This window comes from Arthrobacter sp. Cza30 (assembly GCF_059090765.1).
Genome location: NZ_JBNHGA010000002.1, coordinates 303,027 through 317,587, shown reverse-complemented (window position 1 = coordinate 317,587; position 14,561 = coordinate 303,027). Strand labels below are relative to the sequence as shown.

Genomic DNA, 14,561 nt, shown 5'->3' with positions numbered 1-14,561 from the left:
AGGCGGCCCCCTGGGCCGCAGCCTGCGGAATCTCTCAGGTTCAGTCACAGAGCGGGGAGGAACCCTTCACTACCGGCATGGTCCGCCCAGCCGGGGATAACTGGAGTTCCTCACATGACGGCTAAGTCCACCAGCGCTACCCGGCCCGGCAGCGCCTCCTTCACCGACCGACACATTGGTCCGCGCCGGAACGACGCGGAAACCATGCTCAAGCAGTTGGGCTACGGCAGCATCGACGACCTGGTGGACGCGGCCGTGCCCGCCGACATCCGCCAGCAGGAACCGCTGGCGCTGCCCGCCGCCCGCAGCGAGTCCCAGGTCCTCGGGGACCTGCGCGCCCTCGCCGCGAAGAACGTGACGGCCGTGCAGATGATCGGCCAGGGCTACTACGACACCATCACGCCGCCGGTGATCCGCCGCAATGTGGTGGAGGACCCGGCCTGGTACACCGCCTACACGCCCTACCAGCCGGAAATCTCGCAGGGCCGGCTGGAGGCGCTGCTGAACTTCCAGACCATGGTCCAGGACCTCACCGCGCTGCCGATCGCCAACGCCTCGCTGCTGGACGAAGCCACCGCCGTGGCCGAAGCGGTGCTGCTGATGCGCCGGTCCAACAAGTCCAAGTCCGCCGGCAAGACCGTGCTGGACGCGGACCTGCTGCCGCAGACCATCGCCGTCGTCAAGGGCCGGGCCGAAGCGCTGGACTTCGACGTAGAGGTTGCCGACCTCTCCGCTGGCCTGCCGGACGGCGACATCTCGGGCATCGTGCTGCAGCAGCCGGGAGCCTCCGGCCGGGTGTTCGACCAGGCTCCGGTGATCGCGCAGGCCAAGGAGCGCGGCGCCTTGGTCACCGTGGCCGCCGACCTGCTGGCGCTGACCCTGATCACGCCGCCCGGCGAGCAGGGCGCGGACATCGCCGTCGGCAACACCCAGCGTTTCGGCGTGCCGCTCTTCTTCGGCGGCCCGCACGCCGCCTACATGGCCGTCCGCAAGGGGCTGGAGCGCTCCTTGCCCGGCCGCCTGGTGGGCGTCTCGAAGGACGACGCCGGCCGCCCCGCCTACCGCCTGGCGCTGCAGACCCGTGAGCAGCACATCCGCCGCGAGAAGGCCACCTCCAACATCTGCACCGCGCAGGCGCTGCTGGCCGTCGTTGCCAGCATGTACGCCGTCTACCACGGCCCCGAGGGCCTGAAGGCGATCGCGCAGCACGCCAATGAGGCCGCCCGCACCCTGGCCGGCGCGCTCACCGGCGCCGGCTACGCGCTGGCGGCCGACCGGTTCTTCGACACCCTCACGGTGAAGGCTCCGGGCAAGGCCGCGGAAGTCGCCGCCGCCGCGGAGGCCAAGGGCGTGAACCTGCGCCGCATCGACGCCGACCACGTTGGCATTTCCGCCGATGAAACAACGACGCCGGAGCACCTCACCCTGGTCGCGGAGGCCTTTGGCGTGGAGGACGCCGCCGGCAAGATCGCCGAAGCGGCGGAGAACACCGGCTTCGAACTGCCGGACGACCTGCTGCGCAGCTCCTCCTACCTGGACCATCCGGTGTTCCACAGCCACCGCTCCGAGACCCAGATGCTGCGCTACCTGCGCCGGCTGTCGGACCGCGACCTGGCCCTGGACCGGACCATGATCCCGCTGGGCTCGTGCACCATGAAGCTGAACGCGACTGCGGAAATGGAGGCGATGACCTGGCCGGAATTCGCGTCCATCCACCCGTTCGCCCCGGCCAGCCAGACCGCCGGCTGGCGAGAGCTGATCACCGATCTGGAGGAACGCCTCGCGGCGATCACCGGCTACGCCGGCGTCTCCATCCAGCCCAACGCCGGTTCGCAGGGCGAATACGCCGGCCTGCTCGCCATCCGCCGCTACCACCTGGCCAACGGCGACGACCAGCGCGACGTCTGCCTGATCCCCGCCTCCGCGCACGGCACCAACGCCGCCTCGGCCGTGCTGGCCGGCATGAAGGTCGTAGTGGTCGCGACGGCACCGGACGGCACCATCGACCACGCCGACCTGCGCGCGAAGATCGACCAGCACGCCGACGCGCTGTCGGCCATCATGATCACTTATCCGTCGACGCACGGCGTGTACGACGCCGATGTGCGCGACGTGTGCGAGGCGGTCCATGCCGCCGGCGGGCAGGTGTACATCGACGGGGCCAACCTCAACGCGCTGGTAGGACTCGCGCAGCCGGGCAAGTTCGGCGGCGACGTCTCCCACCTGAACCTGCACAAGACCTTCTGCATCCCGCACGGCGGCGGCGGCCCCGGCGTCGGGCCGGTAGCGGTGGCCGAACACCTGGTGCCGTTCCTGCCGGGCAACGCCGCGCTGGCCGAACACGAAGGCAAGGGCGTGCCCGTCTCGGCCAGCGAGTACGGCTCGGCCGGCGTGCTGCCGATCTCCTGGGCCTACGTGGCCATGATGGGGGCAGAGGGCCTGACCGAGGCAACGAAGAGCGCCCTGCTGGCCGCCAACTACGTCGCCGCCCGGCTGAACGAGCACTTCCCGGTGCTCTACACCGGCAACGACGGGCTGGTCGCGCACGAGTGCATCCTGGACCTGCGCGAACTCACCGCCAAGTCGGGGGTGACCGCCGAGGACGTGGCCAAGCGCCTGATCGACTATGGCTTCCACGCGCCCACCCTGTCCTTCCCCGTGGCCGGCACCCTGATGGTGGAGCCGACCGAGTCCGAGGACCTGGCGGAGATTGAGCGGTTTATCGACGCGATGATCGCGATCAAGGGTGAAATCGACCAGGTGATCGCCGGCGACTTCCCGCTCGACGCCAGCCCGCTGCGCCTGGCCCCGCACACCGCCGCCGCCGTGGTCAGCTCCGACTGGGACCGGCCGTACACCCGGGAGCAGGCCGCCTTCCCGGTACCGGGCCTGCAAGTGGACAAATACTTCGCCCCGGTCGGACGGATCGACGGCGCCGGCGGCGACCGCAACCTGATTTGCAGCTGCCCGCCGCCCGAAGCCTTCGAGAACTAGAGAGGTCAGCACCGCATGACTACCGAGACCACCACCATGCCCCGGCACACCGCGCTCTACGAGGAACACGAGCGGCTGGGTGCGTCCTTCACCGACTTCGGCGGCTGGATGATGCCGCTGAAGTACAGCAGCGAATTGGCCGAGCACCGCGCAGTGCGCAGCAGCGCCGGCCTGTTCGACCTCTCGCACATGGGCGAAGTTTGGGTCACCGGCCCGGAGGCCGGGAAGTTCCTGGACTACGCACTCGTCGGCAAGCTCTCCGCCGTCACCGAGGGCCGGGCCAAGTATTCGCTGATCTGCAACGCCGACGGCGGCATCATCGATGACCTGATCATCTACCGGCGTCCCGCCGACCAGCACGGGGACCGTTACCTGGTGGTGCCCAATGCCGGCAACGCCCCGACGGTCGCCGCGGAACTCGCCGCACGGGTCGAAGGTTTCGACGCCACGGTGGAGGACGCCACGGCCGAGACCTCGCTGGTGGCAGTGCAGGGACCGAAGTCCGTGGAAATCCTGCTCCAGCTGGTGCCCGCCAACCAGCATGGCACGGTGCGGGACATGAAGTACTACGCCGCCGACGAGGTGGACTTCACGGTGTCCGGGGCGCCGCTGAAGCTGCTGCTGGCCCGGACCGGGTACACCGGCGAGGACGGCTTTGAGATCTACGTTCCGAACACCAACGCGGCCGCGCTCTGGAACGCCCTGCTGGAAGCCGGGCGGGGCGCCGACCTGCTGCCGGCCGGGCTGGCCTGCCGCGACTCGCTCCGGCTGGAGGCGGGCATGCCGCTGTACGGCAACGAGCTCACCCTCGAGACCAGCCCGTTCGACGCCGGCCTGGGCGGCGTGGTGGCGCTGAAGAAGGACGGCGACTTCGTGGGCCGCGGCGCCCTCGAGGCGCAGAAGGAGAAGGGCTCGGCCCGCAAGCTCGTGGGGCTCAAGGGGGTTGGCCGGCGCGCCGGCCGCTCCCACTACCCGGTGCTGAAAGACGGCCGGACCATCGGCGAAGTCACCTCCGGCCAGCCCAGCCCCACCCTCGGCTACCCGGTGGCGCTGGCCTACGTGGACGCCGAGTATGCCGAGCCCGGAACCAGGGTGGACGTTGACCTGCGCGGCAAGCCCGAACCGTTCGAGGTTGTAGAGCTGCCGTTCTACCGGCGGGAAAAGTAGTCCTCACCCGCTACCAGGGTGCCGCCGTCCCGCGGCCGCGGGGACGGCGGCGCCGCACCTCTCCACACAGACAGGAAAGGGATGACATGGCCGTAGGCGTTTTCGACCTTTTCTCCGTAGGCATCGGTCCCTCCAGCTCGCACACGGTCGGCCCGATGAGGGCCGCCTCCGCGTTCGTGCGGGAGGTGGCCGACGCCGGCCTGCTCGACAGGGTTAACGGGCTGCGCGTGGACCTGTACGGCTCCCTCGCCGCCACCGGTCGCGGGCACGGGACATTCACCGCCGTGCTGCTGGGGCTGGAGGGCTTCGAACCGGAGCACATCCTGCCCGACCAGGTGGAGGAGCGGCTGGCAGACATCGCCGCGTCCGGCCGGCTGCGGCTGGGCGCGGAACTTCCCGGCGCCGCCGCCCGGCCGCTGGACTACGGGGTGCAGGACATGGTGCTGCACCCGCTGACCGTGCTGCCCCGGCACACCAACGGCATGACGTTCCAGGTACTGGAAGCGAACGACGACGGCGAGGCACGGCTCCTGCACGAAGCCACCTTCTTCTCCGTGGGCGGCGGCTTCATTGTCCGCGGCGGCGAGGAGGAAGCCGCCCGGGAGGAGCTGGAGTCCTCCAAGCAGCAGCTGCCCTACCCGTTCCGCACGGCGGCGGGGCTGCTGGAGCACTGCCGCAGCACCGGCCTGGCCATCAGCGACATCATGATGCTCAACGAGGAGGCCTCCCGCCCGCGGGAAGAGATCGAGGCCGGACTCGTGCACATTTACAACGTGATGGAGGAGTGCAAGGACTCGGCCATCCGCCGCGAAGGCGAGCTGCCCGGGGGACTCAACGTCCGCCGTCGGGCCCCCGCCTGGCACGAGCGGCTGCGCAAGGAAGACCCGGACCGTGACCACAAGTACTGGCAGGAATGGGTCAACCTGGTGGCGCTGGCGGTGAACGAGGAGAACGCCTCGGGCGGGCGGGTGGTCACCGCGCCCACCAACGGGGCCGCCGGCATCATCCCCGCCGTGCTGTTCTACGCCACGCACTACGCACCCGGCATGGAACATGCCACCCGCGAGGACAAGGAGAAGGTGGTCGTGAAGTTCCTGTTGACCGCCGGCGCCATCGGGGTCCTCTACAAGGAGCAGGCCTCCATCTCCGGCGCCGAGGTCGGCTGCCAGGGCGAAGTCGGCTCCGCCTCGTCGATGGCTGCCGGGGGACTGGCCGAAATCCTCGGCGGAACGCCGGCCCAGGTGGAAAACGCGGCCGAAATCGCGATGGAGCACAACCTGGGGCTCACCTGCGACCCGATCGGCGGGCTGGTGCAGATCCCGTGCATCGAACGGAACGCCATCGGTGCCGCCAAGGCCGTGAACGCGGCCAAGATGGCGCTGATGGGCGACGGCACGCACCGGGTGTCGCTGGACGAGGTCATCATCACGATGCGCGAGACCGGCCGCGACATGAGCGACAAGTACAAGGAAACCGCCACCGGCGGCCTCGCCGTCAACGTCGTGGAGTGCTAGGAAGCCACGTCCTCCAGATCCTGTCCTGACGGGCCGACGGCCGGCGGGTCCGCGGGACGCCGCGGCGGCATCGGCGGCCGGCGCGGGACGAGCGGCTTTCGGGCACCGGGCAGGTCGGCGACCGGGTGTTCGGCGGGCTGCGGCCGGGTAGGAGCGGGCTGCGGCGCACCGGGTGTCCCCGGCCGGTGACCCGCGACGTCGCGCCACGGCCCGGCACCGGCGCGCAGCCGCCCTGTACCGGACTTGGCGGCAGCGCCAATCCTGCGGGAAGCGGAAGTGATCTTGCCGCCCAGCTCCTTGGCACGACCCGCGGCCTCGGCCCACGGCAGCGCGGAGATCGCCGGGCCGGCGGCGCGTGCCGCGGCCGAAAGCCGTTCGGTGGCCCGGCGCCGGCCACCCGTCTCGGGCCGGTTGAGCACCATCAGGATGGCCGCGAGCAAGGCGACCGGGATGGAGACCAGCACGGCAACGGCGCCGGCATACATGGCCAGGAAAACCTTGGCGGGGGAATCAAACAGGCCGGCGACGAAGGCCGCGGCTCCCAGCAGCAGCCAGAGCCAGAAAACCATGACCCCGCAGAGCGTGGTGCGGGCCCGGCGGTAGGTGCGGAGCGACCGCCCGCGCACGGTGTACTTGGCCGCCTCCACGCTTCCTACTCCCCAACGACAGCCCCACGAATCGGGGCACCTGAGCACATTGTAGGCAGCCGCGTGCGCAGGGCACGCAGGGCACGCCGGGGGAGCGGGCCGGCGAATGCGGCCCTGCCGGAAGCGGGGCCCGACCGAGGGTTCAGCTGCGTCTGGGGCGGTGCTAGTCTGGCCGCAGGCCGGCCCCGCACCTGCCGGCGAAGAATGCACCAGGACCACCGAATCACTGTCGACAAACAGGGAGGAAACCTGGACCATGACCACTTCAGCGACGCCCCACATCCTCATCCTGGGCGGCGGCTACGTCGGCCTCTACACTGCCTGGGGAATCCGCAAGCGGCTGGGCCCGTCGGCGGCACGGATCACCGTGGTTGAGCCCAACTCCTACATGACGTACCAGCCGCTGCTGCCGGAGGTGGGCGGCGGGGAAATCGAACCGCGAATCGTCACGGTCAACCTCCGCAGCGCGCTGAAGAAGGTCGACATCGTCCGCGGCAAGCTGGTTTCGCTGGACGTCCAGGCGAAGAACGCCCAGCTGCGCGAGCTCGGCGGCGACCAATTTTCGGTGGCCTACGACCATGTGGTCTTCGCCGTCGGAGCGGTCACCAGGACCTTCCCCACGCCTGGGCTGGAGCAGCACGGCATCGGGTTCAAGACCGTGGAAGAGGCCATCTACTGCCGTGACAAGGTGCTCGACAACGTGGCGCTGGCCGCCGGCACGAGCGACCCGGAGGAACGGGCCAAGGCACTCACGTTCGTGGTGGTCGGCGGCGGCTACACCGGCGTCGAGGCCCTGACCGAGTTAAGCGACCTGTCCAAACTCGCCGTGGACGCGCATCCGGAGCTGGACCGTTCGCAGCTGCGCTGGGTGCTGGTCGAGGCGCTGGACCGGGTGGCCCCCGAGGTCGGACCGAATCTCTCGGAGTGGACCCTGGACCAGCTGCGCCAGCGCGGCATCGATGTGCGGCTGAACACCACCATGCCGTCCTGCGAGGACTCGGTGGCCGAACTCAGTACCGGCGAGCGCATTCCGGCCGGTCTCATCATCTGGACGGCCGGCATGAAGCCCAATCCGGTGCTGGACCACACGAACGTGCCGCGCGGCCCGAAGGGACACGTGAACGCCAACGCCCGGCTGCAGGTCATCGACGATGCCGGTCAGGTAGTGCAAGGTGCATGGGCCGCCGGCGACTGCGCCCAGGTACCCGATCTGGAGGCGGAAAAGCAGCCGGCCTACTGCCCGCCGAACGCCCAGCATGCGGTCCGCCAGGCCAAGCACCTCGCCCACAACATAGTCAACGCGGTGGAGGGGCGGCCGCCCGCCGAGTACCGGCACAAATCGCTGGGAACGGTCGCGACCTACGGCGTCGGCCGGGGCGCCGCGAAGATCTTTGGCTACGAGTTAAAGGGCAAGCCCGCCTGGTATGCCGCCATGGGCTACCACGGCTTGGCGCTGCCCACCTGGATCCACAAATGGCGCCTGCTGGCTGGCTGGAGCCCGCTGGTGTTCGGCGGCCGGGACATCACGTCGATGGGCGCCACCCAGCATCCCCGGCGCGCCTTTGTGGAGGCGCATGCCGGCACGCAGAAGGGCCGGGCGTAGGCCCGGGCCAGCAGGCAGGCCCCGGCCAAGCAGGCAGCCCCCGGGCAAGAAGGCAGGTGTCGGGCGGGCCGCAGGCAGGTCGCCGGCCCCGGCTGGGGCTGAGTTAGTGTCGCGCCGCCGCCGGTAGCTCCGTGGCTGCCCGCCGGCAGGGCGGAAGCCACCGGCCCGCACCCTCCCGCGCCCTCCCGCGCCCGTCCGGGCGCCACCAGGGCGGCGGGAGTCCGGCCGGCGCCGCCGCACGTGAGTTACCTCTCCATTGTTACGGTCGGAGACCGTTCTGCTGCGAAGCCTGCCGCCGGAAGGCCGGCGCGGGGAGTAACCTGCTGGACGGAGCCCGACCCGGGCAGCGAGGAGAGCAGTATGTCCAGACACCCCAGTGGCGCACTGCTTTTCGTCCTGACCTGCGCCATGGGCGTCGGCCCGCTGCTGAACTACGGCCTGAGCACCGTCAGCCCGCTGGTCATCGACGACCTGGGCATCAGCGAGGCCCAATTCGGCCTGCTGGCCACGGCCATTTTCGCCAGCGCCGCCGTCTCCAGCATGTGGCTGGGCAAACTCAGCGACCGGATTTCCAGCCGCGCCCAGCTGATCCTGATCTTCGCCGGCACGGCGGTGGCACTGGTGGTCGCCTCGCTGTCCCATCACTATCTGGTGCTGGTGATCGCCGCGCTGCTGGCCGGCCCCACGCAGGCCATTTCCAACCCGACCACGAACCGGATCATCATGACCCAGGTTCCAGCGCCCAAGCGCCCGGGCTGGATCGGGGTCAAGCAATCCGGCGTTCAGGGCAGCCAGCTGTTCTCGGGCTTGTTCTTCCCCGTCGCCGCGCTCTGGGCCGGCTGGCAAGGCGCCACCGCCCTGGCGGCCGTCGTCGCCGTCGGGCTGTTGCTCTACGGGCTGCGCCAACTCCCTGAACGGGGCACCGAAACGACGGCGGCGAAGGCGCCTCCCGCAAACGCGGCGCCGTCCGCCACACCGCCGACCGATGCCCCGGCCGCACCTGGCGCGAGCGCCCCGGCCGCCCCGCCGGGCCGCACAGACCGCACACAGCAAACCGAGGGCGCCGGCGCGCCGGCCCGGTTCCCGCTCTCGGTCTGGCTGTTCGCCGGTTACGCGCTGTTGTCCGGCCTGGGCATGCAGGCCACCAACGTCTACCTGCCGCTGTTCACCGTCCGGGAACTGGGCTTCAGCCTGGTCATGGGCGGCGTGGCAGCCGGCGTCTCCGGCGTCGTCGGCGTGACCTCCCGGGTGCTGTGGGGGCGGCGCATGGCCACCGGTGTGCGGGCCTCCACGCTGCTCATCCTGCTCGGAATCGGGGCGCTCGGCGGAGCGGGAGCATTCCTGGCCTCGGGCTCGCTCGGAGTCCCGGCGTTGCTCTGGCTGGGCGTCGTCCTGCACGGGGCCACCGTGCTGGGCACCAATGTGGTGGTGATCGCGGGGGTGATGCGCGTGGTTGCGGCCGAACGGGTGGGAGCGGCCTCCGGGATTGTCTCGATGGGGATGTATGTCGGTTTCGCCGCCGGTCCCCTGCTCATGGGCCTGCTGCTCGAGACCACCGGCAGCTTCGATACCGGCTGGCTCCTGGTGGGCGCCGGATACCTGCTGTGCTCGGTGCTGGCCGTCGCCCTCCGCGCCTACGGCAACCGCGCCGGCGTCGTGCGCTGACACGCCTGGCCTGACCGGCTTCCGGGGCAGGGCCGGAGAGCCGCCTCGGGTAGCTTGGTGAATGGTTAGATTTGGGACGGCAGGAAGGCACATGGTGAAACAACGCGCACTCGGACGGTCGGGATTGCACGTCTCAGAACTGAGTTTTGGGGCCGGCGGGTACTGGGGCATGAAGGCTTTCCCCGAACGGCAGGCGGCACATTTGATCGGCCAGGCGCTCGACGGCGGCATCACCGCCTTTGACACCGGCCCGAATTACAGCCGCGGGAACGCCGAGGAGCGGTTGGGCCGGCTCCTCAAGGGCCGCACCGAAAATCTGGTGATCTCCACGAAGGTCGGATCCCACTGGATCAACAACCGGAACGTAAAGGATTACTCGGCCCGCGCCATCGAAAACAGCGTGCACGGCAGCCTGCGGCGGCTCCAGCTGGACCACCTGCCCTTGCTGCACTTCCATGGTTTCCCGCATCCGGCCGGTCCCGCGATCGACACCGTCCTGAAGCTGAAGGAACAGGGGAAGGTCGGGGCGCTCGGCGTCTCCACCGGCCGCGGCGGGGCCGCGAAGGCGCTGAAGCTGGGCATTTTCGACGCCCTCATGCTGGAATACAACATCGTGGACCGGTCGCTGGCGCCGGTGATCTCGCAGGCGCAGGAAGCCGGAGTGGGCGTCAAGCTCAAGTCGCCGCTGGCCCAGACCCTCTACTCGCGCGACATCTTCAAGATCACCGGCCCCAGCGACGTCTGGTACCTGTTGCGGGCGCTGAAGAACCACCGGCACAAGTTTGTGCAGGGCCGGAAGTACCGGTTCATCAACGACGTCGACGGCCTCTCCGCGAGCGAGATCGCGCTGGCCTTCGTGCTCAGCCATCCGGGGGTCTCCAGTGCGGTGATCGGCACCGTGAAACCGGAACACCTGCGCTCCAACCTCACGGCGCCGCAGATCCGGTTGCCGGCGGAGCTGTTGGAGCGCATCGAGCAGGCGGGCTCTGCGGCCCGGAGATGAGGGGTGCACTCCCCGGAGCGTAAGCGGCCGGAAGGAGACGCCGCTTTCGCCCCCTGCACGGGTCGCCGGTGCAGGGCTTGCCTAAGGCAGGTACGCCGAGGCGGTCCAGAGATGGAAAACGGCGTAGGCCCGCACCGGCGACCAGGACCGGCCGAGCGCGCGGGCCTCGGCGGCGGTTTTCACTCCGAGGGCCCGCCGCAGCACCAGGTCGCCGTCGGGATAGGCATCGCGGTCGTGCAGCGCCCGCATGGCGAGGTACTCGACCGTCCACGGGCCGATGCCGGGCAGCGCCAGCAGGCGGCGGCGGGTGTCCGGGAGGTCCGCATCCGGAGAGAGGTCCAGACCGTCCCCGCAGGCTTCGGCCAGGACCTGGACGGTCCGGGCGCGGGCGCAGGTCAGCCCGACGGCTTCGCGGACGGCGTCGGGGCCGGCGTCGGCCAGGGCAGCCGGAGTTGGGAACAGTGCCAGGCCGGTGCCTGGCCGGGAGCCGAAGGCAGAGACCAGCCGGGCCGTGAAGGTGCGGGCCGCGGCGAGCGAGACCTGCTGGCCGATCACGGTGGAGACGGCACCTTCGAAGCCGTCCGGGTACCCAAGGATCCGCAGCCCGGGGCGGTCGGCGAGCAGGGGCCCGAGCACCGGGTCGGCACCCAACGCAGCCGCCACCCGCTCCGGTTCCAAGTCCAGGTCGAGCCAGCCGCGCACCGCCGTCGTAATCTCCCTCAGGACTGCTGGGGAGTCGCTGCCGATGTCCAGGTCAACGGCGTCGGGTGACAGGGTGGCCGTGACCGGCACCGGGCCGGCGCCGGTGTTGAACAGGCGCGTGCAGGTGCCCGCCGCCACATCGACGGTTTCGAGGCCGGGTACCGCATGGGCGGCCAGGGCGGCCAGCGCGGCGGGGGAGTCGAACGGCGGAAGCAGCGGCAGGCCGACCTGCATGGGTCAGCGGGCCTTGACCGCCAGGACCGGACAGTCGACGGTCAGCAGGATCTCTTGGGCGGTGCTGCCCATGATCAGCTTGCCCACCGGGGAGCGCCGGCGCAGGCCGATGACCAGCAGCGAGACCGAGAGTTCTTCAACCAGTTCCACGATCTCGTCCACGGCGTCCTTGCCGCGGACATACTGCTTGAACTCTGCCTGCAGGCCGGAATTGTACAGTTCCTGCTGCACCCATGCCGCGTCGTGGGCGTCCGAGAACGACTCGTCCTTCTGCGCCCCGCCCGGGCTGGCGTTGACGACCACCAGCTTCTCATTGTTCTGCGTGGCCATTTGAATGCCCTTGCTCAGGGCCGCCCGGCCCTCGGGACGCGGGGCGTAGGCAACAAGAATCGTCAACGTGCTCTCCTTACCGGATAACTCCTGCGGTGCCGGCTCCAGGTCGAACATGCACGTCCGGTTCCCCCCAAAGCCAGCGGGTGCACATCATTGTGGCACGCATCCCACGGTGCGGCGGATGCGTGAAGTGATTGTGAAAGCCGGTGCTAGTCCCAAACGCCGGAGGAGCCGCGGCGGTGGCTGTCCACCAGGTGGGTGTCGATCATGCCGATGGCTTCCATCAGGGCGAACATGGTGGTGGGGCCGACGAAGGCAAAGCCGCGCTTGCGCAGGGCCTTGGACAGCGCGACGGACTCCGGGGATGTGGTGGGCACGTCCTGGATGTGCCGCGGCTCGGGCGTCTCCTCCGGCTGGAACGACCAGACGAAGTCGCTCAGGCCGCCTTCTGCGCGCAGGTCGATGGTGGCCTTCGCGTTGGTGATGGCGGCGCGGATCTTGGCCCGGTTCCGCACGATTCCGGCGTCCTGCATCAGCGCCTCGACGTCGTCTTCGGTGAACGCGGCGACGGTATCCACCTGGAAATCATGGAACGCTTGTCGGAAGGCGGGACGTTTGCGCAGGATCGTGGCCCAGGAGAGCCCGGCCTGGAAGCCCTCCAGCGTGATGCGCTCATAGACGCCTTGCTCGCCCCGGACGGGCATGCCCCATTCGCTGTCGTAGTACTCGCGCAGCAGCGGGTCCGTGGCGGCCCACGTGGGCCGGGCCAGGCCGTCCTCGCAGAGGACTACGCCGGAAGCGGTTGTCTCCATGATTCGATTCTCTCCTACCGAGGCGCGGCCCGCAGGCCCGCCCTGCATGCTGTGGAAAACCGCGGACCCTCATCCCAGGCCGGTCACCCGCATGGTCAGGTTCAGCCGGCCGCCGGTCAGCCCGCAGGCGGGATCGGCCGTGCGAGGGTAGATCCTGGGCACGCCGTGGTAGGCAAACCGGGCCGGCCCGCCGAAGACGAACAGGTCGCCGGACCGCAGCCGGACGTCCGTATACGGCTTGGTCCGCGTTTCGGTGTTGCCGAAGCGGAACAAGCAGTCGTCACCCACGCTGAGCGAAACCACCGGGAAGTCCGCCTGTTCGTCCTTGTCCTGGTGCATGCCCATCTTGGCGGTGTCGTCGTAGAAGTTGATCAGGGCCGTATCCGGCTCGTAGCCTTGCGCCGCGGCCGGATCCCCCGAGGCGTCGGCCAGCGCCCGCCGGCCCCAGTCGGCGAGCCAGCCGGGGAACTCCAGCACGCGCGCGCCGTTCACGTCGTCGGCGGTGCGGGTGTACTTGTACGGCGCCCAATGCCAGCCCAGGCACAGCGTCCGCACGCTCATTTCGTGGCCGCCCGGCAGCTTGGCGGCACGGTAGGGGACCGGTCCGCGGCCGAATTCCCGGCAGGCCCGGACCAGTTCCCGCTGCTGTTCCACGGTCAGCCAGCCGGGCACATGCACCGCGCCCGGCGCGATCTCGCGCGGGCTGGCCGGAGCGTGCTCGAACAGGGTGCTCACGCCGCTGCCTCCAGGTGCAGCAGGTAGGCCTTGGCCTCCGGCCCGCCGAGGTAGCCGCCGAAGGCGCCGTCCGAGCGCAGCACGCGGTGGCAGGGCACGACGACGGGCAGCGGGTTGGTGGCGCAGGCGCTGCCCACCGCGCGCACCGCCTTGGGATTCCCGACCGCGGCGGCCACCTGCGCGTAGCTTTCGGTCCGGCCGTAGGGGATCTCGGGCAAGTGCCTGAGTACTTCCGCCCGGAATCCCTTGGACAACCGGCGGTCCAGCCGGAGGTCGAAGGAGCGCCGCCGGCCGGCGAAGTACTCGTCCAGTTGCCGGGCGGCGGCCGCAAGCCGGGCCGGAGCATGCAGGATCCGGGGGCTGACGCCGGCTGCCAGCTCAGCCAGTACGGCATCGTGGTTTTCGCCCTCGAAGGCCACGCGGACCAGTCCTTCCTCCGTGGCGGCCAGCAGCAGCCGCCCCAGCGGCGTGTCGGCGGTGGCGTAGGCCAGGTCGAGGGATCCTTCGGCGGCGGCCTGATGTTCCAGCCTGGTGTGCAGCCGCTGCAACAGCGCCGGATCCAGGCGGGTCAGCACGTCCAGCACGGGTCCGGAAGCGCCGTCCCGGGCCGCAGATTGTGCGTTGGTCATCGCAGAACTCCTTCACTCGCGTGGTGTGCCGCCGCTCCCGCGTCCCGCTCCCGGCCGCCGCGGTACGACGCCCGCAGCTTGGCGATGCCGTCGGCGGCCGCGCGGCGGACGGCTCCGGTGGTGGAGCCGGTCAGTGCGGCGGCTTCGGCGTACGGCAACCCGGCCAGGTAATGCAGCGCGACGGCTTCGCGCTGCCTCAGGGGCAGGGCCGCGACGGCCTGGTGCAGTTCGTCGTCGTCATTCCCGGGGATTCCCAACGTCGACGGCGACTCGGGCAGATACCCTGCCGGCACCGGAGCGCGCTCCCGCCGCCGGACCACGTCAATGGCCTTGCGGTGGGCGATGGTGACCAGCCAGGCCTCATGGTTTGCGGCGGCGGGCAGCCCCGGATAGGCCCTGAGCGCGGAAAGGAACGTCTCCGACCAGGCGTCCTCGGCGTCCGGCCCGGGGCCCAGCACCACCCGGCAGACGCGCAGCACGGTGGGGCCGTGGTCGCTGACCAGTTGCTCGAAGGGTTTCATCT

The 14,561-nt window shown here is 70.1% G+C and carries 13 protein-coding genes; 6 read left to right on the top strand and 7 right to left on the bottom strand.

Features of this window, described 5'->3' with window-relative positions:
- The first annotated feature begins 114 nt into the window (after positions 1-114).
- The 3 genes from gcvP (at position 115) to AC5RVZ_RS06730 (ending at position 5,675) form a co-directional block, all read left to right on the top strand.
- A complete protein-coding gene (gene gcvP, locus AC5RVZ_RS06740; protein WP_494065002.1) occupies positions 115-2,994 on the top strand; it encodes an aminomethyl-transferring glycine dehydrogenase in 2,880 nt (959 codons plus the stop codon).
- Between the two features lie 15 nt (positions 2,995-3,009).
- Positions 3,010-4,161 (top strand): glycine cleavage system aminomethyltransferase GcvT, encoded by a 1,152-nt coding sequence (gcvT, locus tag AC5RVZ_RS06735; RefSeq protein ID WP_494065001.1) that lies wholly within the window; start codon positions 3,010-3,012, stop codon positions 4,159-4,161.
- 86 nt (positions 4,162-4,247) lie between these two features.
- The gene (locus tag AC5RVZ_RS06730) at positions 4,248-5,675 is read left to right on the top strand and encodes an L-serine ammonia-lyase (RefSeq protein ID WP_494065000.1); all 1,428 of its coding nucleotides are present in this window, start codon (positions 4,248-4,250) and stop codon (positions 5,673-5,675) included.
- On the opposite strand, the gene AC5RVZ_RS06725 is transcribed toward AC5RVZ_RS06730, so the two are convergent.
- Positions 5,672-6,322: a hypothetical protein gene (locus AC5RVZ_RS06725; protein WP_494064999.1), complete on the bottom strand. Its 651-nt coding sequence runs from the start codon at positions 6,320-6,322 to the stop codon at positions 5,672-5,674. The two genes, AC5RVZ_RS06730 and AC5RVZ_RS06725, sit on opposite strands and share 4 nt — an antisense overlap.
- A 256-nt stretch (positions 6,323-6,578) precedes the next feature.
- Here AC5RVZ_RS06725 and AC5RVZ_RS06720 point away from each other — a divergent pair, with 256 nt between their 5' ends.
- The 3 genes from AC5RVZ_RS06720 (at position 6,579) to AC5RVZ_RS06710 (ending at position 10,593) form a co-directional block, all read left to right on the top strand.
- The gene (locus tag AC5RVZ_RS06720; RefSeq protein ID WP_494064998.1) at positions 6,579-7,925 is read left to right on the top strand and encodes an NAD(P)/FAD-dependent oxidoreductase; all 1,347 of its coding nucleotides are present in this window, start codon (positions 6,579-6,581) and stop codon (positions 7,923-7,925) included.
- A gap of 360 nt (positions 7,926-8,285) precedes the next feature.
- Positions 8,286-9,590 carry an MFS transporter gene (locus AC5RVZ_RS06715; RefSeq protein ID WP_494064997.1) on the top strand — a complete coding sequence of 435 codons (1,305 nt, stop codon included), beginning with the start codon at positions 8,286-8,288 and terminating at the stop codon, positions 9,588-9,590.
- 91 nt (positions 9,591-9,681) lie between these two features.
- Positions 9,682-10,593, top strand: a complete 912-nt coding sequence (locus AC5RVZ_RS06710; RefSeq protein WP_494064996.1) for an aldo/keto reductase — start codon at positions 9,682-9,684, stop codon at positions 10,591-10,593.
- Between the two features lie 81 nt (positions 10,594-10,674).
- On the opposite strand, the gene AC5RVZ_RS06705 is transcribed toward AC5RVZ_RS06710, so the two are convergent.
- The 6 genes from AC5RVZ_RS06705 to AC5RVZ_RS06680 all read right to left on the bottom strand — a co-directional run bounded on the left by AC5RVZ_RS06705 (position 10,675) and on the right by AC5RVZ_RS06680 (position 14,559).
- Positions 10,675-11,529, bottom strand: a complete 855-nt coding sequence (locus AC5RVZ_RS06705) for a DNA-3-methyladenine glycosylase family protein (protein ID WP_494064995.1) — start codon at positions 11,527-11,529, stop codon at positions 10,675-10,677.
- Positions 11,530-11,532: 3 nt separating this feature from the next.
- Positions 11,533-11,925 (bottom strand): universal stress protein, encoded by a 393-nt coding sequence (locus AC5RVZ_RS06700; RefSeq protein WP_494064994.1) that lies wholly within the window; start codon positions 11,923-11,925, stop codon positions 11,533-11,535.
- Between the two features lie 146 nt (positions 11,926-12,071).
- Positions 12,072-12,674, bottom strand: coding sequence for a DNA-3-methyladenine glycosylase I (locus AC5RVZ_RS06695; protein ID WP_494064993.1), 603 nt, complete (start codon positions 12,672-12,674; stop codon positions 12,072-12,074).
- Positions 12,675-12,743: 69 nt separating this feature from the next.
- On the bottom strand, positions 12,744-13,409 hold the full coding sequence (locus AC5RVZ_RS06690; protein WP_494064992.1) for an alpha-ketoglutarate-dependent dioxygenase AlkB family protein: 666 nt from the start codon (positions 13,407-13,409) through the stop codon (positions 12,744-12,746).
- Positions 13,406-14,038 carry a methylated-DNA--[protein]-cysteine S-methyltransferase gene (locus AC5RVZ_RS06685; RefSeq protein ID WP_494064991.1) on the bottom strand — a complete coding sequence of 211 codons (633 nt, stop codon included), beginning with the start codon at positions 14,036-14,038 and terminating at the stop codon, positions 13,406-13,408. The genes AC5RVZ_RS06690 and AC5RVZ_RS06685 overlap by 4 nt, the downstream gene beginning before the upstream one ends.
- Positions 14,035-14,559: an RNA polymerase sigma factor gene (locus AC5RVZ_RS06680; RefSeq protein ID WP_494064990.1), complete on the bottom strand. Its 525-nt coding sequence runs from the start codon at positions 14,557-14,559 to the stop codon at positions 14,035-14,037. The genes AC5RVZ_RS06685 and AC5RVZ_RS06680 overlap by 4 nt, the downstream gene beginning before the upstream one ends.
- Positions 14,560-14,561: the final 2 nt, after the last annotated feature.